The organism is Pantoea sp. GM_Pan_4 (assembly GCF_026541005.1).
Lineage (GTDB): Bacteria > Pseudomonadota > Gammaproteobacteria > Enterobacterales > Enterobacteriaceae > Pantoea > Pantoea dispersa.
The window spans coordinates 16,699-37,337 of the sequence record NZ_JALNUZ010000008.1 but is presented as its reverse complement, the minus strand read 5'-3'; the positions used below and the strand labels follow the sequence as shown (position 1 = coordinate 37,337).

20 protein-coding genes are annotated in these 20,639 nt (G+C 58.4%); 13 read left to right on the top strand and 7 right to left on the bottom strand.

The window, feature by feature from the left end; translation table 11 throughout:
• Nucleotides 1-43 precede the first annotated feature (43 nt).
• The 4 genes from OXR61_RS16185 to OXR61_RS16170 all read left to right on the top strand — a co-directional run bounded on the left by OXR61_RS16185 (nt 44) and on the right by OXR61_RS16170 (nt 3,125).
• Complete coding sequence (locus OXR61_RS16185) at nt 44-1,186, top strand: alanine racemase (protein WP_021507098.1); 1,143 nt, start codon at nt 44-46, stop codon at nt 1,184-1,186.
• Nucleotides 1,187-1,307: 121 nt separating this feature from the next.
• Nucleotides 1,308-1,703 (top strand): hypothetical protein, encoded by a 396-nt coding sequence (locus OXR61_RS16180; RefSeq protein WP_021507099.1) that lies wholly within the window; start codon nt 1,308-1,310, stop codon nt 1,701-1,703.
• 436 nt (nt 1,704-2,139) lie between these two features.
• The gene (locus OXR61_RS16175) at nt 2,140-2,406 is read left to right on the top strand and encodes a hypothetical protein (protein WP_021313935.1); all 267 of its coding nucleotides are present in this window, start codon (nt 2,140-2,142) and stop codon (nt 2,404-2,406) included.
• A gap of 74 nt (nt 2,407-2,480) precedes the next feature.
• Nucleotides 2,481-3,125, top strand: a complete 645-nt coding sequence (locus OXR61_RS16170) for an oligosaccharide flippase family protein (RefSeq protein ID WP_021507100.1) — start codon at nt 2,481-2,483, stop codon at nt 3,123-3,125.
• Between the two features lie 79 nt (nt 3,126-3,204).
• Here the strand turns inward: OXR61_RS16170 and OXR61_RS16165 are convergent, their stop codons facing one another.
• On the bottom strand, nt 3,205-3,894 hold the full coding sequence (locus OXR61_RS16165; protein ID WP_021507101.1) for a LuxR C-terminal-related transcriptional regulator: 690 nt from the start codon (nt 3,892-3,894) through the stop codon (nt 3,205-3,207).
• 288 nt (nt 3,895-4,182) lie between these two features.
• On the opposite strand from OXR61_RS16165, the gene OXR61_RS16160 reads away from it, so the two are divergent.
• Nucleotides 4,183-4,800 (top strand): trimeric intracellular cation channel family protein, encoded by a 618-nt coding sequence (locus tag OXR61_RS16160; RefSeq protein ID WP_031279636.1) that lies wholly within the window; start codon nt 4,183-4,185, stop codon nt 4,798-4,800.
• Here the strand turns inward: OXR61_RS16160 and ligB are convergent.
• Nucleotides 4,714-6,483 (bottom strand): NAD-dependent DNA ligase LigB, encoded by a 1,770-nt coding sequence (ligB, locus tag OXR61_RS16155; RefSeq protein WP_031279637.1) that lies wholly within the window; start codon nt 6,481-6,483, stop codon nt 4,714-4,716. The genes OXR61_RS16160 and ligB overlap by 87 nt on opposite strands.
• Before the next feature lie 238 nt (nt 6,484-6,721).
• Between ligB and gmk the strand changes: the two genes are divergently transcribed.
• From gmk to recG, 5 genes are read left to right on the top strand one after another with little or no spacing between them, the layout of a single operon-like run.
• Nucleotides 6,722-7,345, top strand: coding sequence for a guanylate kinase (gmk, locus tag OXR61_RS16150; protein ID WP_021507104.1), 624 nt, complete (start codon nt 6,722-6,724; stop codon nt 7,343-7,345).
• Between the two features lie 57 nt (nt 7,346-7,402).
• Complete coding sequence (gene rpoZ / locus OXR61_RS16145) at nt 7,403-7,678, top strand: DNA-directed RNA polymerase subunit omega (RefSeq protein WP_021314198.1); 276 nt, start codon at nt 7,403-7,405, stop codon at nt 7,676-7,678.
• Between the two features lie 20 nt (nt 7,679-7,698).
• Nucleotides 7,699-9,810, top strand: a complete 2,112-nt coding sequence (spoT, locus tag OXR61_RS16140; protein ID WP_021507105.1) for a bifunctional GTP diphosphokinase/guanosine-3',5'-bis pyrophosphate 3'-pyrophosphohydrolase — start codon at nt 7,699-7,701, stop codon at nt 9,808-9,810.
• Nucleotides 9,811-9,813: 3 nt separating this feature from the next.
• A complete protein-coding gene (trmH, locus tag OXR61_RS16135) occupies nt 9,814-10,509 on the top strand; it encodes a tRNA (guanosine(18)-2'-O)-methyltransferase TrmH (protein WP_031279638.1) in 696 nt (231 codons plus the stop codon).
• The gene (gene recG, locus OXR61_RS16130) at nt 10,506-12,584 is read left to right on the top strand and encodes an ATP-dependent DNA helicase RecG (protein ID WP_021507107.1); all 2,079 of its coding nucleotides are present in this window, start codon (nt 10,506-10,508) and stop codon (nt 12,582-12,584) included. The genes trmH and recG overlap by 4 nt, the downstream gene beginning before the upstream one ends.
• Here recG and OXR61_RS16125 read toward each other — a convergent pair.
• Nucleotides 12,581-13,066, bottom strand: coding sequence for a MarR family transcriptional regulator (locus tag OXR61_RS16125; protein ID WP_021507108.1), 486 nt, complete (start codon nt 13,064-13,066; stop codon nt 12,581-12,583). The genes recG and OXR61_RS16125 overlap by 4 nt on opposite strands.
• A 69-nt stretch (nt 13,067-13,135) precedes the next feature.
• Between OXR61_RS16125 and OXR61_RS16120 the strand changes: the two genes are divergently transcribed.
• From OXR61_RS16120 to OXR61_RS16110, 3 genes are all read left to right on the top strand, one after another.
• On the top strand, nt 13,136-14,071 hold the full coding sequence (locus tag OXR61_RS16120) for a zinc-binding alcohol dehydrogenase family protein (RefSeq protein ID WP_021507109.1): 936 nt from the start codon (nt 13,136-13,138) through the stop codon (nt 14,069-14,071).
• Between the two features lie 90 nt (nt 14,072-14,161).
• Nucleotides 14,162-15,550, top strand: coding sequence for a uracil-xanthine permease family protein (locus tag OXR61_RS16115; protein WP_021507110.1), 1,389 nt, complete (start codon nt 14,162-14,164; stop codon nt 15,548-15,550).
• 122 nt (nt 15,551-15,672) lie between these two features.
• On the top strand, nt 15,673-17,352 hold the full coding sequence (locus OXR61_RS16110) for an AsmA family protein (protein ID WP_031279639.1): 1,680 nt from the start codon (nt 15,673-15,675) through the stop codon (nt 17,350-17,352).
• Between the two features lie 204 nt (nt 17,353-17,556).
• Here OXR61_RS16110 and fabY read toward each other — a convergent pair whose 3' ends face one another.
• From fabY to yihX, 4 genes are read right to left on the bottom strand one after another with little or no spacing between them, the layout of a single operon-like run.
• Nucleotides 17,557-18,504 carry a fatty acid biosynthesis protein FabY gene (gene fabY, locus OXR61_RS16105; protein ID WP_021507112.1) on the bottom strand — a complete coding sequence of 316 codons (948 nt, stop codon included), beginning with the start codon at nt 18,502-18,504 and terminating at the stop codon, nt 17,557-17,559.
• A 59-nt stretch (nt 18,505-18,563) separates the two neighbouring features.
• Nucleotides 18,564-19,001: a D-aminoacyl-tRNA deacylase gene (gene dtd / locus OXR61_RS16100; RefSeq protein ID WP_021507113.1), complete on the bottom strand. Its 438-nt coding sequence runs from the start codon at nt 18,999-19,001 to the stop codon at nt 18,564-18,566.
• Nucleotides 18,998-19,864 carry a virulence factor BrkB family protein gene (locus OXR61_RS16095; RefSeq protein WP_021507114.1) on the bottom strand — a complete coding sequence of 289 codons (867 nt, stop codon included), beginning with the start codon at nt 19,862-19,864 and terminating at the stop codon, nt 18,998-19,000. Before OXR61_RS16095 ends, dtd begins: the two co-directional genes overlap by 4 nt.
• 6 nt (nt 19,865-19,870) lie before the next feature.
• Complete coding sequence (gene yihX / locus OXR61_RS16090) at nt 19,871-20,467, bottom strand: glucose-1-phosphatase (protein WP_021507115.1); 597 nt, start codon at nt 20,465-20,467, stop codon at nt 19,871-19,873.
• Nucleotides 20,468-20,639: the final 172 nt, after the last annotated feature.

Below are 20,639 nucleotides of genomic sequence, written 5' to 3'. Positions count from 1 at the left end.
TGAATGATAGTCCGCACCAAGACATAACCTGCGGACTATTATAATGGAACACTCTGAGACAGCAGGCTGGCTGCGACCGCTGCACGCCGACCAGCTTACGCCCTACCTGGAAGTTGATGCTGCGCGCCTGCAGCGTAACCTGCAACTGATGCAACAGAAAGCCGATGCCGCCGGCGTCGCGCTGCGTCCCCACATCAAAACTCATAAAAGCGTCTGGATCGCTGAACAGCAGCACCAGCTGGGTGCGCGCGGCATTACCGTGTCGAAACCGAGCGAAGGCGTGGCTTTTGTGCTCGGCGGGGCACGCGATGTGCTGCTGGCCTATCCCGTGGTGCACGCCGCCGCGCTGACCGAACTGCTGCAGCTGGCGGCACAGCATCAGGCACGCATTACCTGCATCGCAGATTGCGCGGCGGGCGTGAGCGCCATTGCCGCCGCCCATCAGCAGCAGCCGGACTGCGCGCTGGCGATCGCCATTAAAGTGGATGTGGGTCTGCATCGCGTTGGCGTCGATCCGCATAGCGATAGCGCGCTGACGCTGGCGCAGCAGATTGTCGCCAGCGGATTGCCCTTCGCCGGGCTGATCTCGCATGCGGGTCATGCGTACGCTGCGGGTCATGCCACGGCGATAGCTGAGGTGGCGCAGCAGGAGATCGCGCTGATGCGTGACCTGCAACGGCGGCTGCTGGATGCCGGTTTTGCCCCTTGTCCCGTCTCGGTTGGCTCCACGCCCACGGCGCTGGCGGCACCGGTAGCCGCCGGCAGCGATGAAATTCGTCCCGGCAATTATGCCCTGCTGGATCTCACCGCCTGGCGTCTGGGCTTGTGTGATGCGGATGCGCTGGCGTTAACGGTCGTGACGCGCGTGGTGGCCGTTAATCCTTATTACGCCATCATTGATGCCGGATCCAAAATGCTGAGCTCGGATAAAGGCCCGCACGGCACCAATGCCATCGGTTTCGGCATCGCAGTGGACGAGCATGGCCATCAGTATAAAGTGCAGAAGTTGTCGGAAGAGCACGGCTTTTTAACCTATGGCGAACATGCGCCTGCAGTTGGCGCCCTGCTGCGCATCTTCCCTAATCACAGCTGTGCGGTGGTGGCGCAATCCGATCGCTTCGTGCTGCGTCAGGCCGACGGCAGCGCCGAACCGCATGACATTCAGGGCCGTGGCCGTTTTATCTGACAGAAAACGCTGTTGCAGCACACTTCCGTCACCGGGCCGTTTGCAGTCCGGTGACCTTCAGTTAAGGTGACAGGCGATGTTTCAGGTTTAATTTGTCGTTTACCTGCCCCGCGGAGGCTCCATGCTGCCATCTCAGACAGTGACGCTCACCATTCCCCGTAACTGGTTAGATCTGTACGAAACCATCTGGAAACCCGAATGTTTTGCAAAGTGGGCCAGCGGCCTGAGCAGCAGCACGCTGACGCAAGAAGGCCAGTACTGGAAAGCGAAAGGCCCGGAAGGCACAGTGAAGATTCGTTTTACTCCCTATAACCCGTTTGGCGTGATGGATCACTGGATCGACACCGGCAGCGGTAAAGAGATTTATATGCCGATGCGGGTCATTGCCAACGAGCAGGGGGCCGAAGTCGTCATGGTGGTTTATCGCCAGCCGCTGATGTCTGATGAGAAGTTCGCCGGGGATGTTGCCTGGGTAAAACGCGATCTCGAGCGTCTCCTGCATCTGTTAACCCATTAGAATCAATGCATTATCCCACCAGCCGCCCTTTATACTGCGCTGGACGCAATCGCGAAAAAGCGGCATTTTTTTCGCGCAGCGGTGTTTAACTGTTTCACCGCGCGCAAAGCGCATTTTCGCACCATTCACCAGTCTGGCTAAAGCGTCGTAACCGGGAAAATTCCTGGTCGTGCCGGACTGGCGAGAGCTGAGTGCTTCTGATTTATCTCTGTTTTTTCCTGTGCACTGACTTGTTCAACTTTGCAGCGCCATAAAAGGTGGAAAAGGACTTATAAATTGCAAAGACCAGAACTTATATATTCACATCCATATTCTGAAACCATTTATTCCTGCAGTCGATTTATAGGAGTTTTCTTATGGTGTTAATTTAAATAAAACACGGTATAACTCCTTCACACACAGCAGTACTTAATAATAAAAACAGCAGGGACATAACATGGATCGCTCAACTTATCCTTTGTTATCTGAAAAAGAATTTGTTGAGATTGCCAGACGGATACTGGCCGGGAAATATAATAATGCAAAAGGATTTTATAACGATCTCGCGGATTTCCTCCTGACCGGAGGAGATACCGCGCAGACGCCACAACAATTACGCGCCAGGGGCATCATTTTATTATCAGAGCATCACTTAATTAACAGCATCGCGACGTGGCCGGCACTGAAAGGTATCTCAGGGCTGCGACAGGAAGCGCTGCATTGATGTGATCTGTACTCTGGGCAGCCGCCCGGGTGAACCCTTAATTGCACTGGTACATGTACCATAATGAGCAGAGTATGGCGATACGCGAAAGAAATCTGGCCAGCGCCAAATGGTCAGTGTTGTCATCCATAAAAATCGTTGGCATTGGGGTATTACAACTTTCACTGCTGGCGCAAATCCTGCAGGCAAATGAGCTCAATTTGCTCGCGATTGCCGTAGTGATATTATTAGTGATTGATACATTAGCCGATCGCGGCTTCGGTAACGCACTTATTCGCTATCAAAGTTTAAATAACAGCGAACTCTCGACGCTTTACTGGGGTAATGTATTAAGCGGTCTATTTATTTTTGCCGCGCTGTTTATCGGCAGTGATATTTACAGCCGAGTAATGGGACAGCCGGAACTGGCAATTATGCTGGAGATGATTTCTGTTATCTTTATTATTATTCCGCAGGGGCAGCACTATCGCGCCATCCTGCAACGGGAAAAACAATTTACGCGCATTGCCTTTACGGAAACGTCTTCCGTGCTGGCAGGGCTGGCGGTCACGCTGTTTACCGTGTGGCTGACGCCGTCAGTGCTGTGCGCCATCTGGGGTTACCTGGCGATGGTTTCCATCAGAATGCTGATCTACTGCTACTACGGACGTCCCTGGTTCCAGCCGGAGTACCGTTTTAGCCTGAAAGCTTTCGCCGCAGTGCGAGCAAGAAACGGATAATAACAACAAGTCTGTATGGTGGGCTCTGGGCATCTGCAAGATGCGTTCGCGTGCTGGTTACCAGCACGCTTTTTTCTTTTTATGCTTCCAGTAACTCTTCCAGCGAATGATAAGCCAGCTCGCTCAGCTTGCCATTGCGGTGCAGGCGCAGCCATCCCACCAGCATGCGCAGCTCGTCAATCACCATAAACAGATCGGCCATGTCGTTTTTGCTTTTCACCTGCAGGCGGGTTAACGCATTTAGCTTGTGTGCATTCACCGTTTTATGACTGATACCGAGCCGGTTACCAATCTGCTCCGTGTTGTAGCCCCACGCCAACATCAGCAGCACCCGTAGCTGCCGGTCCGGTAGCAGAATGTCAGCCCCCTCCTGCAACTGCGGTATCCCGCCGGCGATACAGGCCAGCAGGCAACGACACAGCGCGGTGTGTGAGGACTTTAAATCGAGAACACTGAGTCCGGGCAGATAACGACTGAGGGCGTGCATCATCGGCAACAGGCGTCGCGTCAGTACCAGCACCTGCATAGCCGGAAACTGCTGCTGCAGCGCATACAGCACTTTGAAGGTGCCACTCAGCGGCATATTTTCGTGAAAGATAAACACCAGCAAGCGGGGTCGCAGCTTTTCACACTGCGAGATGACGGTACTGAGCGACCAGAGCTCATGCGCCCGGCAGCCTACCGGTAATGCCGTCAGCAGGCTTTCCAGCCCGAGTGCCGCCAGCTTATCGGAGGAGTAGTAGAGGATGTCTTCGCTGTGTTTTTTCATGCCTGTCCAGAGTTGCTGCACGTCGCGCCCGTAAATGATGAGCCTGAATGAGCAGGCATTAATCAGGTACGACACATGATCGGCGAAACTTAAATCAGGGCCGATCCGCCGTCTCGCATCATTTTTATTGATGCGAAAACACCGGCTGACAACCGCAGTTCCTCTGTAACAAGCCCATCAGCAGGCTCGCCATCAGCATGGCTAATCCGAAAACATTTTTTTAGAAAATCTCAGTGGTCTACACTCTGGGAAATCTTTAGCCTTGCCGCCAGTTTACTGGAGTGCTCTATGTTATTAACCGTCCTGTACATCATTGGTATTACCGCCGAAGCAATGACCGGTGCGCTGGCGGCAGGCCGACGCAAAATGGACCTGTTCGGCGTCATTATTATTGCGTCAGTCACGGCGATTGGCGGCGGCTCGGTGCGCGATATTCTGCTGGGCCACTATCCGCTCGGCTGGGTGAAACATCCGGAATACATCATGATCGTCGCGGCGGCGGCCGTGGTCACCACCTTTGTCGCGCCGCTGATGAATCATCTGCGTAAAGTGTTTCTGGTGCTGGATGCGCTGGGTCTGGTGGTGTTCTCGATTATCGGCGCACAGGTTGCGCTGGATTCCGGCCATGCGGCGATCATCGCCGCCATCGCCGCAGTCATAACCGGCGTTTTTGGCGGCGTGCTGCGCGATATGTTCTGCAACCGCATTCCGCTGGTATTCCAGAAAGAGTTGTATGCCGGTATCGCTTTTGCCTCCGGCTGGATGTATATCCTGCTGCTGAAAACACCGCTGGCGCATGAAGTGGTGGTGATCATTACGCTACTGTTCGGCTTCTTCGCCCGCCTGCTGGCGCTGCGCTTCCGCCTCGGTCTGCCGATTTTCAACTACCCCCACCCCGAGCACTGACGGCTGCGCCGGGATATTCTGCTGCTGCAGAAAGTGAATCAGTGACTGCAGTCGCGCATCCTGCAGCATCGTCACCAGCCGCTGTGCCAGGACGTTGCCGATACCCGGCAGCTGCTGCCAGCTGTCGGCTGAACGCGCCAGCAGCTGCGACCACTGCGTATCGGGCAACGCCTGGAGTGCCGTGCGCGGCAGCGGTAAGCCCAGCGCGCTGATCCAGCGGCGCAGCGGCTGCTGGCGCGTCAGGTTAAAGCGATGCCAGATCTGCCGGGCACGTACGGTGGAGATGCCCTGCGCCTGCGCAATCTGTTCTGGCGTGAGCGTCAGCCAGGAGAACAGGTGGCTGACGCTGCCGCCGTCCAGCAGGCGCTGCCAGCTACTGCGCTGCATGCCAGCAATATCCAGTACCGACTTATGACTTAGCCAGCTGAGGCGCGCCAGAAACTGCGCGCGACACCCTGCGCTGAAGTGCAGGCAGCTTAGCGGATTGAATGCGTCGTCCTGTGGCGGCAGCGGATAGTCGCGCTGCGCCACACGCCAGATCACCCGTTCCAGCCGCGGAATACCCAGCCCGGCCAGCGACAGCGTGACCTGATCGCCGGCGATCACATCCCACTGCTTCCAGCGACGCAGCGAGCCCAGATTGACCCGCCGGACGGTTTTATCCTCCAGCTGCACCGGCTGCAGATTCAGCACCACGGCAATTTTGCCGGTGCGTCCGACGTTGAAATCCACCGACAGCACCTCGCTGCTGACTTCGGCGGGCTGATATTTCCACGCGGCCGACCAGCTGCCCTGCCCGGGCTGCCAGTCGCGCCCGACGCGCTGCGGTGACTGGTGAATCACTACCCCATCGGTGACAAAAGGCAGCGACTGGCGATACCAGCGCTCACGCCAGGCCGCGACCTCCTCCTCATTGCTGACCTGGCGGCTCCACTGCTGCGTCAGGGCAAAGCCCCACTGCGTAAGCTGCACCAGCCGCGCCTGCATCATCGGCGGCCCATCCGGCCATGCCCAGATAAACACACCAATGCGCGACAGCAGCGGACTGGCTTCGCGCCGCATCATGGCGCCCGCCACCTGGGCGCGCGCATTCTGACCGCCGTCGCGCGCCTGCTGGTGACCGGTCATCGTCAGAAACAGTTCGCCCTGCAACACCACTTCCGCACGGTCGGTCGCGATATGCTGCGGGATCGCCGCAATGTGCGGCGCTTTCGCCAGCCACTGTTCACCGCGCAGTCCGTCGCCCCGGCTGATCAGGCCAGCCAGTTCGCCGTGGCGATACACCAGCGTCACCGCCACGCCATCGACTTTCGGCTGCACCCACAGCGCCGGTTTATCCTGCATCCAGTAGGCCACCGCCAGCTTGTCACGCAGCTTGCGCACGCCGGTATGCGCCACCGGATGCAGCGTGCTGCCGTCGGTGCTGAGCTGTGCCGCATAGCCGGGCAACGCCGGCGTGAAGCAGCGCTGCCACTGCTGTAAGCGCTGCTGCAGGCTGTCGTAGTCGGCATCGCTTACCGGGCTTTGCCCCTGACGGTAGTAGGCATCATCCCAGTGGCGCAGCTGGTTGTGCAGCACGCCCATCTCCTGTTCAGCGCGCACCGGTGACCAGTTGGGACAGATCGCCATCCCATTCGCACATCCCGCCAGCAACATCGCACCCAGCCATCTCCATCCTTTCATCGTCGCCTCCTTTTTTGCTGATTGCAGCGTGCCGCGGTGAGTGACACCAGCGTTAAAAAGCCGATTGTGGAGCGAGGCTGACGGGTTTTTGTGCGAATTGCAGAAAGTTGCGCTGCCGCTGGAGGTCGCGCACAGAAAAAGAATTGCCGCGTGCGGGCGGCAAACGCTGCGTGCTGCGCTTAAGCCGTGTATACTGTGCAGGAAATCGACTCCGCTCTTTACTCAATTCAAGATAACCATGGCTCAAGGCACGCTCTATATTGTTTCCGCCCCCAGCGGCGCAGGTAAATCCAGCCTGATTCAGGCGCTGTTAAAGACACAACCGCTGTACGATACGCAGGTGTCTGTTTCTCATACCACCCGCGGCGTGCGCCCCGGCGAAGCGCATGGTGAACACTACTTTTTCGTCTCAAAGCCTGAATTCGAACGCATGATCGCCGAGGATGCTTTCCTTGAGCATGCGGAAGTGTTTGGCAATTATTACGGCACCTCACGCGCGGCGATTGAGCAGGTGCTGGCGACCGGCGTTGACGTGTTTCTCGACATTGACTGGCAGGGCGCGCAGCAGATTCGCCAGAGAATGCCGGCCGCCCGCAGTATCTTTGTTCTGCCGCCGTCCACCGAAGAGCTGGATCGCCGCCTGCGCGGCCGCGGTCAGGACAGCGAAGAGGTGATCGCCCGCCGCATGGCGCAGGCAGTGGCAGAAATGAGCCACTATGCCGAATACGATTATTTGATTGTTAATGATGATTTCGATCTGGCGCTGTCGGATCTGAAAACCATTATTCGCGCAGAACGTCTGCGTATGGGTCGCCAGAAAGCGCGACATGATGCTTTAATCAGCAAACTATTGGCAGTCTGAAGTCACTTTCAGTATTATGCCCAGTCATTTCTTCATCATCTGTGGAGTAGCACACCTATGGCACGCGTAACCGTTCAGGACGCAGTAGAGAAAGTTGGTAACCGTTTTGACCTGGTGTTGGTCGCTGCACGTCGTGCACGTCAGATGCAGGTAGGCGGCAAAGATCCGCTGGTTCCGGAAGAGAACGATAAAGCCACCGTTATCGCCCTGCGCGAAATCGAAGAAGGCCTGATCACCAACCAGATTCTGGATGTCCGTGATCGTCAGGAACAGCAAGAGCAGGAAGCCGCTGAGTTACAAGCCGTTACCGCTATCGCTGAAGGTCGTCGTTAACAGCACTCTGCAGGTCAACCTTGTATCTGTTTGAAAGCCTCAATCAGCTGATTGAAAAATACTTGCCTGAGGAGCAAATCAAGCGCCTCAAGCAAGCTTACCTTGTCGCACGTGATGCCCACGAGGGCCAGACACGCTCCAGCGGCGAACCCTATATCACCCATCCCGTTGCGGTTGCCTGCATTCTGGCCGAGATGAAGCTCGACCACGAAACGCTGATGGCGGCGCTGCTGCATGATGTGATTGAGGATACGCCCGCCACCTATCAGGACATGGAACAGCTGTTCGGAAAAAGCGTGGCCGAGCTGGTAGAAGGCGTTTCCAAGCTCGATAAGCTGAAATTCCGCGACAAGAAAGAAGCGCAGGCTGAAAACTTCCGCAAAATGATCATGGCGATGGTGCAGGACATTCGCGTCATCCTGATCAAACTGGCTGACCGCACGCACAACATGCGCACGCTGGGCGCGCTGCGTCCGGATAAAAAACGGCGCATCGCGCTGGAAACGCTGGAAATTTACAGTCCTCTGGCGCACCGCCTAGGTATTCATCACCTGAAAACGGAACTGGAAGAGCTCGGCTTTGAAGCGCTCTATCCAAACCGTTTCCGCGTGATTAAAGAGGTAGTGAAAGCGGCGCGCGGTAACCGTAAAGAGATGATTCAGAAGATCCTGTCGGAAATCGACGGGCGTCTGCAGGAAGCCGGCATTCCGTGCCGCGTCAGCGGACGCGAAAAGCATCTCTATTCGATCTACCGCAAAATGCACCTGAAAGAGCAGCGATTTCACTCGATCATGGATATTTATGCCTTTCGCGTCATCGTGAAAGACCTTGATACCTGCTATCGCGTGCTCGGTCAGATGCACAGCCTGTACAAACCGCGTCCCGGACGCGTGAAAGATTACATCGCCATTCCCAAAGCCAACGGCTATCAGTCACTGCACACCTCGATGATCGGCCCGCACGGCGTGCCGGTTGAGGTACAAATCCGTACCGAAGATATGGATCAGATGGCGGAGATGGGGGTGGCGGCCCACTGGGCTTATAAAGAAGCTGGCGAAAGCGGTACTACCGCGCAAATTCGCGCCCAGCGCTGGCTGCAAAGCCTGCTGGAGCTGCAGCAGAGCGCTGGCAGCTCGTTTGAATTCATCGAGAGCGTAAAATCCGATCTGTTCCCGGATGAGATCTACGTGTTTACGCCGGAAGGCCGCATCGTCGAACTGCCCGCGGGCGCCACGCCGGTGGATTTCGCCTATGCGGTGCACACCGATATCGGCCACGCCTGCGTCGGTGCGCGCGTTGATCGCCAGCCGTATCCGCTGTCGCAGGCGCTGACCAGCGGCCAGACGATTGAAATCATTACCGCCCCTGGCGCCCGGCCAAATGCCGCGTGGCTCAACTTTGTGGTCAGCTCAAAAGCGCGTGCCAAAATTCGCCAGCTGCTGAAAAACCTCAAGCGCGAAGATTCCGTTAACCTCGGCCGTCGTCTGCTGAGCCATGCGCTCGGCGGCAGCAAAAAACTGGCCGAGATTCCGGCGGAGAATATTCAGCAGGAACTGGAGCGTATGAAGCTCTCCAGCATCGACGATCTGCTGGCGGAGATTGGCCTTGGCAATGCCATGAGCGTAGTGGTGGCGAAGAACCTGCTGCAATCCGGCAGCGAACCGTCATCTGGCAGCAGTAAGCGCAGCAAAAAGCTGCCAATCAAGGGCGCTGATGGCGTACTGATCACTTTCGCCAAGTGCTGCCGTCCGATTCCTGGCGACCCGATTGTCGCGCACGTCAGCCCCGGTAAAGGTCTGGTGGTGCATCACGAATCCTGCCGTAACATTCGCGGCTACCAGAAAGAACCGGAAAAATTCATGCCGGTTGAATGGGATAAAGTGACCGATCAGGAGTTTGTCGCCGAGATTAAGGTGGATATGTTTAACCACCAGGGCGCGCTGGCCAACCTGACCGCGGCAATCAATACCGCAGGTTCGAATATTCAAAGCCTCAATACCGAAGAGCGTGACGGCCGCGTTTACAGCGCCTTCATCCGCCTCACCGCGAACGATCGCGTCCATCTGGCCAATATCATGCGTAAAATCCGCGTGATGCCGGACGTGATTAAAGTTCACCGTAACCGTAATTAGTGCATGAACGCTCAACGTTTTGCTCGTATCCAGGAGATGCTGGCCATGCGCCAGCACGATCTCACCGTCTGCATGGAGCAGGTGCATAAGCCGCACAATGTCTCTGCGGTGATCCGCACCGCCGACGCCGTCGGCATCCACGAAGTGCACGCCGTATGGCCCAGCGTGCGTATGCGCACCATGGTGTCCGCGTCGGCGGGCAGTAACAGTTGGGTGAAGGTGAAAACCCATCGCCACATTGCTGATGCGGTGCGCCATCTGAAAGATCGCGGCATGCAGGTGCTGGCGACCCATCTGTCAGACAAAGCGGTCGATTTCCGCGAGATCGATTACACCAAACCGACCTGTATTTTGATGGGCCAGGAGAAAACCGGCATCACCGCTGAAGCGCTGGCGCTGGCCGACCGCGATATCATCATTCCGATGGTCGGTATGGTGCAGTCACTGAATGTCTCCGTGGCCTCCGCGCTGATTCTGTATGAAGCCCAGCGTCAGCGGCAAAACGCCGGCATGTATCGCCGCCAGCACAGCCTGCTGGACGAGGATGAGCAGCAGCGTCTGCTGTTTGAGGGCGGGTATCCGGTGCTGGCGCGCGTAGCGAAGCAGAAAGGCCTGCCCTATCCGCACATCAACGCGCAGGGCGAAGTCGAAGCCGATGCCGCCTGGTGGTCCACCATGCAAGCGACGGGTAAAAAATGAAAGGCCGTCTGCTGGATGCCATTCCGCTCAGTACCCTGACCGGCGTCGGCGCCAGCCAGGCGGGTAAGCTGGCGAAACTCGGCCTGTTTACCATTCAGGATCTGCTGCTGCACCTGCCGCTGCGCTACGAAGACCGCACCCAGCTGTACAAAATTAACGATCTGCTGCCCGGCATCTGGGCGACGGTGGAAGGTGAAGTGCTGCACAGCGAAATCACCTTTGGCCGCCGCCGCATGCTGGTATGCCAGATCAGCGACGGCAGCGGCGTGCTGACGATGCGCTTCTTCAACTTCAACGCCGGCATGAAAAACAGCCTGGCACCGGGCCGTCGCGTCACCGCTTATGGCGAGATCAAACGCGGCCAGCGCGGCGCTGAAATCATTCATCCGGAGTATCGCGTCCAGGGCGAGTTGGGTGGCGTTGAGCTGCAGGAAACCCTGACGCCGGTCTATCCCACCACCGAAGGTATTCGCCAGGCCACGCTGCGCAATCTCACCGATCAGGCACTGACGCTGCTGGAGAGCTGCCCGATTGCCGAGCTGCTGCCGCCGGAATTGAGCGGCGGTTTGATCAGCCTGCCGGAGGCGCTGCGCACCCTGCACCGGCCGCCGCCGGACCTGCGCCTGAGCGAGCTGGAAACCGGCCGTCATCCGGCGCAGAAGCGTCTGATTCTCGAAGAGCTGCTGGCGCACAATCTCAGCATGCTGGCGGTACGCGCCGGCGCGCAGCGCCATCACGCCCTGCCCATGCCGGCACGCCACCAACTGGTGGATAAACTGCTGGCCGCGCTGCCATTCTCGCCCACCGCGGCGCAGCGGCGCGTGGTCGCAGAGATTGAGCGCGATCTGGCGCATGACTTCCCGATGATGCGCCTGGTACAGGGTGATGTCGGCTCCGGTAAAACGCTGGTGGCTGCGCTGGCGGCGCTGAATGTGATCGCCCACGGCAAGCAGGTAGCGCTGATGGCGCCGACCGAACTGCTGGCAGAACAGCACGCCAGTAATTTCCGCCAGTGGTTTGCGCCGCTTGGCGTAGAGGTTGGCTGGCTGGCCGGAAAGCAGAAAGGCAAAGCGCGCGAAGCGCAGCAGGAGGCGATTGCCAGCGGTCAGGTGGCGATGGTGGTGGGCACGCACGCGCTGTTCCAGGAACAGGTGAAGTTCAACGGCATGGCGCTAGTGATCATTGATGAGCAGCACCGTTTCGGCGTGCATCAGCGGCTGGCGCTGTGGGAAAAAGGCGAAGAGCAGGGTTTCCATCCGCATCAGCTGATCATGACCGCCACCCCGATTCCGCGCACCCTGGCGATGACGGCCTACGCCGATCTCGATACCTCAACCATTGACGAACTGCCGCCGGGCCGTACGCCGGTGACCACGGTGGCAATTCCCGATACCCGCCGCAGCGACATCATCACCCGGGTGCAAAGCGCCTGCCATGAAGGCCGTCAGGCCTATTGGGTGTGTACGCTGATCGATGAATCCGACGTGCTGGAAGCGCAGGCGGCGGAAGCCACCTGGCAGGAGCTGAAAGTGGCGCTGCCGGACCTGCAGGTCGGTCTGGTACACGGGCGTATGAAGCCGGCGGAGAAACAGGCGGTAATGGCGGCGTTCAAGGCCAACGAAATCCAGCTGCTGGTGGCTACCACGGTGATTGAGGTTGGCGTGGATGTGCCCAACGCCAGCCTGATGATCATCGAAAACCCGGAACGACTTGGTCTGGCACAGCTGCATCAGCTGCGCGGACGCGTTGGCCGCGGTGCCGTCGCCTCACACTGCGTACTGCTGTACAAAGCGCCGCTGAGTAAAACCGCGCAGAAACGCCTGCAGGTGCTACGCGACAGCAACGACGGTTTTGTCATCGCCCAGCACGATCTGGAGATTCGCGGTCCGGGTGAATTGCTCGGCACGCGCCAGACCGGCAACGCCGAGTTTAAAGTTGCCGATTTACTGCGCGATCAAAGCATGATTCCGGAAGTTCAGCGCGTGGCGCGCCATATCCACCAGCATTATCCCGAACAGGCTCAGGCGCTGATCGAGCGCTGGCTGCCGGAAACCGAGCGCTACAGCCACGCTTAATCCAGCTGCGGCTGTCGATCCACCGCCATAAAATCCCCGACGAAGCGCTGTAACAGGCGCGTTAACTCAGCGCGCTCTTCAGCTGGCCAGCCAGCGAACAGCTGCTGATAGATCTGGGTGCGCGCCGCGTCGATTTTGTCCGTCATCGCTTTTCCCGCCGCGGTGATCACCGCCTCATTGATCCGCTTGTCTCTGGCATTTTTCTGCCGCTGCGCCAGCCCCAGCTCTTCCAGCTTCGCCACCTGGCGGCTGACAGTGGTGTAATCGCGCCCGGCGCGATCGGCCAGCTCGATCACGCCGAGGGGACCAAAGCGGCCAATCTGGATCAGCAACGGAAACAGGGCGCGATCCAGCTGGATACCGGACTCTTTTATTAATAATTCATCGCGTTGCGGACGATTAAAGGTGCCGACGATCATCAGCAGCGCGTTGTGCAAATCATCGAAGCCGGCATTATTATGTGTATTTTGCACACTTTTCATTGACGTCATCCCAGAGCAGGCCTAATGTGTGCATATTACACATATTATCCGATGAACTGAAGGTGAAACATGAAAGCAGCTATTGTCAGTGCCGCAGGTGAGAAACCGGTATGGGGCGATTTCCCGGCACCGCAGGCCGATGAACAGCATGTGGTGGTAACGGTGAAGGCCGCCGCCATCAGCCAGCTGGCGAAAGCGCGAGCTGCCGGCGCCCATTACAGCGCCGATAGCCACTATCCGTTTATCGCCGGTATTGATGGCACCGGCACGCTGAGCAACGGCGATCCGGTCTATTTTCTCGCCTTTAGCGCACCGTGGGGCAGTATGGCGCAGCAGACCCGGGTGCCGGCTGCGGCGGTGGTTGCGCTGCCGCCGACGCTTGATCCGCTGCTGGCTGCGGCAATCGCCAATCCCGGCATGTCCTCGTGGGCCGCACTGACGCGTCGCGCGCAGTTTCAGGCAGGTGAAACCGTGCTGATCAACGGCGCAACCGGCACCTCCGGCGGGCTGGCGGTGCGCATTGCGCGTCACCTCGGTGCCGGGAAAATCATCGCCACCGGCCGTAACCGCGCGGTGCTGGAGCAGCTGCGCACGCAGGGCGCGGATATCATCCTGACGCTGGATGAACTGCCCGGCGCGCTGCCAGCGCTGATGCAGCAGGGCATTGATGTGGTGCTGGATTATCTGTGGGGCCAGAGTGCGCTCGACATCATGCATGCGGCCGTGGCCGGCGGTGAGAAAACGGTGCGCTTCGTGCAGATTGGGTCGCTCAGCGGGCAGGAGATCGCACTGCACAGTAAACTGCTGCGCTCATCCGGGCTGACGCTGATGGGCAGCGGACTGGGCAGCGTCTCTGACAGCGAACTGATCGCCTGTATTGGTGAGATGCTGAACGCCGCCGCTGAAAGTGACTTCTCCATCGCTTTTCAGCAGCGTCCGCTGAGTGAGGTAGAGCAGGCGTGGCAGCAGGATGACAGCCGCTGCCGCACGGTGTTTACGCTCTAGATCAATCACAACCAAAAGGGGTACTGCAAACGATTGCTTTCACAACGCAACCGTTTAAAATCGCCCCTTTGTTGTTATTGAGAAGCCACCATGTCCGTCAATACTGCTGAATCCCGCCAGCCTGCCACTGCGCCAGGCGAGAGCAAAAGTGAACTGATTTACCGTCTTGAAGATCGTCCGCCGCTGCCGCAAACGCTGTTTGCTGCCTGCCAGCATCTGCTGGCGATGTTTGTGGCGGTGATTACCCCGGCACTGCTGATCTGCCAGGCGCTCGGCTTACCGGCGCAGGACACGCAGCACATCATCAGCATGTCGCTGTTTGCTTCGGGCGTGGCGTCCATTCTGCAAATTAAAACCTGGGGACCGGTGGGTTCTGGCCTGCTGTCGATTCAGGGCACCAGCTTTAACTTTGTCACGCCGCTGATCATGGGCGGTATGGCGCTGAAAAACGGCGGTGCCGATGTGCCAACCATGATGGCGGCGCTGTTTGGTACCCTGATGGTGGCTTCCTGTACCGAGATGCTGCTGTCACGCGTGCTGCACCTCGCGCGCCGCATCATCACGCCGCTGGTGTCCGGCATTGTGGTGATGATTATCGGTCTGTCGCTGATTCAGGTCGGCCTGACCTCGATTGGGGGTGGCTTCGCCGCCATGAACGATCACAGCTTTGGGGCGCCGAAAAATCTGCTGCTGGCCGGTGCCGTGCTGGTGGTTATCATCCTGCTCAACCGCCAGCGCAACCCTTATCTGCGCGTCGCGTCGCTGGTGATCGCCATGGCGGTGGGTTATGCGCTGGCCTGGGCGCTGGATATGCTGCCCGCTACCTCTGCACCAACCAACCAGGCGCTGCTGGCCGTGCCATCGCCGCTCTATTACGGCCTGGGTTTTGACTGGAATCTGCTGATCCCGTTGATGCTGGTGTTTATGGTGACCTCGCTGGAAACCATCGGCGATATTACCGCCACCTCCGATGTCTCCGAACAGCCGGTCAGCGGTCCGCTGTATATGAAGCGTCTGAAAGGCGGCGTGCTGGCCAATGGTCTCAACTCGTTTGTGTCGGCGCTGTTCAACACCTTCCCTAACTCCTGCTTTGGTCAGAACAACGGGGTGATTCAGCTGACCGGCGTAGCCAGCCGCTACGTGGGCTTTGTGGTGGCGCTGATGCTGATCGTACTCGGCCTGTTCCCGGCGGTGAGCGGCTTTGTGCAGCATATTCCGGAACCGGTACTGGGCGGTGCCACCATCGTGATGTTTGGTACCATTGCCGCTTCCGGCGTGCGCATTGTTTCGCGCGAGCCGCTCAATCGCCGCGCCATTATGATCATCGCACTGTCGCTGGCGGTGGGCCTTGGCGTATCGCAACAGCCGCTGATTCTGCAATTTGCCCCGGACTGGCTGAAAACCCTGCTGTCATCCGGCATCGCCGCCGGGGGTATCACCGCTATCGTGCTTAACCTCGTCTTTCCGCAGGAAAAGTAATGCAGCTGGCAGGCTACGGCCTGCCTGTTATTTATCCGCTTTTTCATCCAGGCTGTTGAGCTGTAACGGTAATTCAGGCATAACAACCACTCACCGGATAAATATCGGGATGGATGGATGCGATGAAATTTTTAGGCAAGTTTTTCCTTACCTTGTTACTGCTGATTCTGCTGGCGCTGGTGGTTCTCTATGTGCTGCTGCAAACCCAGTGGGGCGCAGGCTGGTTTAGCCGTTGGGTAAGCGATAAAACCGCCTGGCATTTGTCGCTGAGTAAGATTGAGCACAACTTCTCCTCGCCTTCCCACATCATTCTGGATGACTTCAGCTTCGGCCACGACGGCCAGCCGGCGGTGCTGGTGGCGAAGCGCGTCGATCTCGGACTGGCACTGGTGCAGTTCAGCGATCCGCTGCATTTCGACAGCATTGAAGTGCGCGACGGCGACATCAACCTCGCTAACCAGTCACCACAAACTACGCTACCGATTCAGGCCAACCGGCTGCAGCTCAATAATGTGCAGATCGAAAGCCCGCACAGCGTCCTGCCGCTGGCGGCGCAGCGGGTAAACGGCGGCATTGTGCCGTGGAAGCCCACGCCTGACGATATGCTGGGCAGCGATGCGCAGTTCCAGATGAGCGCAGGTGCCATGACGCTGGACGGCGTCGCCGGTAACAACGTGCTGCTGCAGGGCAATATCGCCAAACGCCGGCTGGTGCTGAGCAATATCGGCGCCGATCTGGCGCGCGGCTCAATGACCGGACGTGCCGAGCGCGACGCGCAGGGTAACTGGCAAATCAACCAGCTGCGTCTTAACGATATTCGTCTGCAAACCCAGCAGAGCCTGAGCGAGTTCCTCAGTCCGCTGCGTGACGTGCCTTCGGTGAGCATTAACCGGCTGGATATGACCGATGCGCGCCTGCAGGGCCCGGACTGGGCGGTGACCGATCTCGATCTGACCCTGAAGAACATTACGCTGCGCGGCGATGACTGGCAGAGCGACGACGGTTCGCTGGCCATGAACGCCGGCAACTTTATTAACGGCAGCTTTGAACTCAACGATCCGATCGTCAACGCCGAATTCTCACCGCAGGGCATTCAACTGACGCAGTTCAGCTCCCGCTGGGTCAACGGCGTGATTCGCGCCAGCGGCAGCTGGACGCGCAGCGATAAGCGCCTGACGCTTGACGATTTAGCCATTGCTGGCCTGGAATACACGCTGCCGCAAAACTGGCGCGATCGCTGGCAGCAGACGCTGCCGGGCTGGCTGGATAGCGTGCTGGTGAAGCGTGCGACCGCTAACCGTAACCTGGTGATTGATATCAATCCGGCCTTCCCGTTCCAGATGACCGCGCTTGATGGTAATGCAGAGAATCTGCTGCTGGCGCGCCAGCATCAATGGGGCATCTGGGCGGGCAAAGCCAGCTTTAACGCGGCGGAAGCCACCTTTAACCGCACCGATTTGCGCCATCCGTCGATTAGCCTGAACGCCAGCGATCGGCAGATTGAGGTCAGCGAGATGAGCGCCTTTAACGGTAGCGGATTACTGGAAGGCACGGCAACCGCAGGACAGGAAGCACAGCGTCCGTTTACGCTGAACCTGAAAGGCCAGGCGGTGCCGGCAAACGTGCTGCAAAACTGGGGCTGGCCTGCACTGCCGCTGAGCGGCAGCAGTAATTTGCAGCTGCAGCTGAAGGGCTCGCTCAGCGCGGGCGCACCGTTGCGTACCAGCGCAGAAGGCAGTTTGTCGGTGACCACGGATACGCAGTCGCTGCAGCAGACGATGCGTGGCGGGCAGGTGCAGTGATGATTGCATGACCGATCGCGCTGAAAAGCGCGATGCGGGCGCGTCAGGCCATCACAAATCGCACAATATTTGTAGCGGCGCGATTTATCGCGCAATAAATTGCGCCGCTACCAAAAATGCAACTGTTGTTGCATGCATTTGAATCTTAGCTGGCAAACATTACGCCATGCAGAGTGACCCTGTGGTTTTTTGCGCGCTGCGTGGTTAATTAATACGCGCGCCTGAACCGCCCTCTTCCAGCGGTCCGTCGGGATCGGCGGGTAACACGATGTAGACACCTTCAAACACCGCGCCCAGCTCATCATCCCCAAAAAGCTCCACCTCCATCTGTACGCGAGCTTTTCGTCCGCGCGCCAGCCGGTCGAGATCGCCGCTCAGCGAGCCGAGATCGGCGATGGCGCCGGGCCGTCCGCTGATGGGTTTGCTATAGCGAATATGTGCATCGGCCAGAATGATGGTGCCGCCGAGATGGCGTTCGCGCAGCAGCAGCCAGATCAATCCCCAGCCGGTAAGCGTGGCGAGTGAAAACAGGCTGCCGGCAAACAGCGTGTGGTGCGGGTTCTGGTTGCCGGCTTCCGGCATGGTGGTAACAAACTTCTGCCCGGTATACTGCAGAATGCGCACGCCCATCTTTTCGCTCAGCGGGATGTGTTCGTACCACGCCTGCTGCAGCTGTCCACACCAGTCGGCGCGATGCAGAATATCATCCAGCGTCACCACCGGTTTAATCATCAGGAAGTGACGCACCGGCGTGGTTTGCGGTGCGGTAATTTCGCCCTGATTAACAAAGCCGAGCTTGGCAAAGAACTCCACCGCATCCTCGCGCGCGCTACAGGTGACGCGTTTGGCCCCTTCCTGGCGCGCCACCGACTCCAGCGTCATCGCCACCAGCGTACCCAGCCCTTTGCCCTGCACCGACGGATGCACCGCCAGAAAGCGGATCGCCGCTTCATTTTCCGCATTGATATACAGCCGGCCTACCGCTACCGGTTTGCCGTGCTCATCCACCACCATCTGGTGATGCGCCAGCGCATCCCAGGCATCACGTTCTGAGCCCTGCGGCTGGCGCAGCGGCTTCCGTAACATTTCCCAGCGGAACTGGTAATACATATCCAGCTCTTCCGCCGTTTGCGGTACGCGAAGATGATACATAAAGTGATTCTCTCGTTCGGAGCTTGCGTGGCTGATCCCTTGCCGCTCGGCTAAAAATCTCACACCTGTAACCAGAAGGTCACCGGACCATCGTTAATCAGCGAAACCTGCATATTGGCGGCGAAGCGCCCGTTGGCGGTGGTGACGCCCAGCGCCCGGCAGCGATCGCTGAAGTCGTGATAGAGGCGCTCCGCTTCCGCCGGATGCGCGCCGCCAGAGAAAGAGGGACGCATGCCTTTTTGCGTGTCGGCCGCCAGGGTGAATTGCGAGACCACCAGCACGCTACCGCCTGTCTGCTGTACGCTGAGGTTCATTTTGTCGTTCTCATCGCCAAAGATGCGGTAGCCCAGCACTTTCTCCGCCAGGCGCTGTGATTTCTGCTCGTCATCGCCCTTTTCTACCCCCAGCAGCACCAGCAGACCGGCGCCAATTTCGCCTACCGTGGCGTTATCCACGCTGACGCTGGCACGCGTCACACGCTGAATCAAAGCAATCATGTTTCCTCTCGTTCTTTATCGCGTTCCTGCTGTTTTAACTGGCGATAGTCATCCAGCGTGACGGTCACTTCCGCGCCTAACAACACAATACACCAGGTCCAGTAAACCCACAGAAACAGGATGGGGATCACCGCCAGCACGCCGTAAATTAACTGATACGAAGGAAACATCGTAACATAGAGCGCAAAGCCTTTTTTGCCCAGCTCGAACAGCAGACCCGCGACCACCGCACCTATCAACGCATCGCGTCCCGGCACGCGCCGCGTCGGCACAATGCTGTATAGCAGCCAGAAGGCGAGAATCGACAAAACCAGCGGGAAGATGCGCAGCGCCTGATCGATCAGGCTGGTGACGCCGGTCACGTTCACCCAGCGCAGCGACAGCAGATAGGAGCTGATAGCCAGACTGGCACCGGCCAGCAGCGGTCCCAGCGTCAGGATCATCCAGTAGACCGCAAAGGAGTAAACCATCGGGCGCGGCTTGTCGCTGCGCCAGATGGCGTTGAGTGCGCTGTCGACCGAGTGCATCAGCAGCAGCGCAGTGACAATCAGCCCGACCGCTCCCACTGCCGTCATTTTGTTGACGTTGGCGACAAACTGATCGAGATAGCGCTGAATCACATCCCCGGCGGCCGGCATGAAGTTAGTGAAGATGAAGTTCTTCAGCTGCACGCTGATGTCGGAGAACACCGGGAAGGCGGCAAACAGCGCGAATACCACGGCAATCAGCGGCACCAGCGCCAGCAGTGACACGTAGGCCAGGTTACCGGCCTGCGTGGTCATGTTGTCTTCATCGATGCGGCGCCACAGCAGTTTGATCCACAGGAAAAACGCATGCGCCGAGTGGCGCAGATGAGTTCGCATGGTCACTCAGCGACGGCTCGCAAACCAGTCAGGCACGGTTTTCGCATCTTCGACCAGCACGCTCTCAATGCCCAGCGCGCGCGCTGCATCAACATTGGCCTGGTTGTCATCAAAGAATACCGCCTGATCGGCGGTGAAGCCTTCATGCTCCAGTACGTAGTGCCAGATGCGCGCTTCTGGTTTGCGCATGCCGATATCCTGCGACATATAGATGTGGTCGGCAGCCTGCTGCACTTCCGGATACTGCGTTGGCCAGAACTCGAAATGCAGCTGGTTGGTGTTAGACAGAATCACCACGCGCTCGCCGCTGGCGCGCAGCTGGTTCATGATCGCCAGCGTTTCCGGACGCACGCCGACAAACACCGCCTGCCAGCCAGCGGTGAACTGCGGATAGCTCAGGGCAATATCGAGCTGGTCACACAGCCGCGCGGCAAACTCCGGGTCGCTGATTTCGCCCCGCTCGTGCTGCTCGAAGGTCTCGTCCATGCGAAAACGGCTCTGCAGCGTGGCAAGCGGCACGCGTCCCAGATCGCTCCAGACGCCGAGTACCCGATTGAAATCGATATCAACAATCACATTGCCTAAATCAAAGATGTACAGCATGACACCTCTCCTCTACGTTCCCTGGATCATTCACTCTAGCGGTAAAAGGCAAGCCTGAACAGGTACGCTTAGGGGAAATCCGCATTCCGCAAGCGGGGTCTGATTTCGCCCAGGCCGCGCCGTCACAACCGACAGGCAAAAAAAAGCCCCGCGGGTGCGGGGCTCATTATCA